The organism is Paenibacillus sp. P4_A7 (assembly GCF_056402455.1).
Genome location: NZ_JBFUHJ010000777.1, coordinates 1 through 1295, shown reverse-complemented (window position 1 = coordinate 1295; position 1295 = coordinate 1). Strand labels below are relative to the sequence as shown.

Annotated in this window: 2 protein-coding genes; both read right to left on the bottom strand. The window is 42.4% G+C overall.

Translation table 11 applies throughout. The annotated features are described in order from the left end of the window. A partial coding sequence (locus AC1DWN_RS33890; protein WP_477563209.1) for a glycosyltransferase occupies window positions 1-836 on the bottom strand: 836 nt, incomplete at its 3' end. Between the two features lie 5 nt (window positions 837-841). Next, window positions 842-1295: glycosyltransferase (locus AC1DWN_RS33885; RefSeq protein WP_477563208.1), on the bottom strand; the 454-nt coding region annotated here is incomplete at its 5' end.

Below are 1295 nucleotides of genomic sequence, written 5' to 3'. Positions count from 1 at the left end.
GTTCGGTTCAACACTTTTGCAGCCATATCCTCCGTATTATCGCATAGCAATTTAGGCAATCCCTTCAACACTTCCTGCACACCGCCTTTCCTGAAACCGAGTACCGGTGTTCCGCAGGCCAGTGCTTCGATGAGAACGAGACCGAACGGTTCATTCCAAGTGGAAGGAAAAAGCACGCAACTTGCCTTGGACAGTAACTTTTGCTTTTCATTGCCACCAATGGGTCCGACATAACGAATCTGTTCGTTGAGGTGCGGCTTAATTTTGGAATCAAAATAATCTTTATATAATTTGTTATTGTTAAAGGTTCCGGCAATAATCAGCTCTTTCCCTGTTTTTTTCGCAACTTCGATCGCGAGATGGACGCCTTTATGCTCCATCATTCTGCCCAAATAAAGGAGATATTCATGCTTGGCCTTCTTAAATTTGTAATCTTCAAGTCTAATGCCGTTGTACACGAAGTAACCATGATTTTCTCCATATTTTTTTAAAACCATATTACTGACATAGACTGGAATTTGCACACCGATAATTCTTTTCGAATGGGAGCTTCTAATGGTTGGAATGGGAGGGTTTGCTGTTGCTACGATCCCATAATGGTCATGAATCATATCGGCATCGTCGGGGATGTGACGTATGATAAATTCGAGATGAGTCTCGATATCGTCAGAAGGATATTCATAGGTTAGGGTAGCGCGAGTGTTGGATCCCTTCTTGGCAAATAAAATGACTTCATGCCCGCGGCGGACCAATTCTTCCGTCAAACTGTAAATAATACGTTGCGTACCGCCGTAATCTATAGGTGGGACAGGTATCGTATTGGGGGATATTTGCACAATTTTCAAAATGTCACGTCTCCTTTAGATTCGAATTCATCTGAAGTGTTCATATTCGCCTTCTGCTCGTTCCATAACGAATTTGAAATGATTTTATATTCATTTTTTTTAATAATTTTGTCGTATAGTTTTAGAAAGTGGTCGGTCATTATTCTGTCGGAAAAATGCTTCTTTACGTAGCTTCGGCATTTTTTAGCGGATGGAAAGCCTGTTCGGTTCAACACTTTTGCAGCCATATCCTCCGTATTATCGCATAGCAATTTAGGCAATCCCTTCAACACTTCCTGCACACCGCCTTTCCTGAAACCGAGTACCGGTGTTCCACAGGCCAGTGCTTCGATGAGAACGAGACCGAACGGTTCATTCCAAGTGGAAGGAAAAAGCACGCAACTTGCCTTGGACAGTAACTTTTGCTTAGGAAAAAGCACGCAACTTGCCTTGGACAGTAACTTTTGCTTT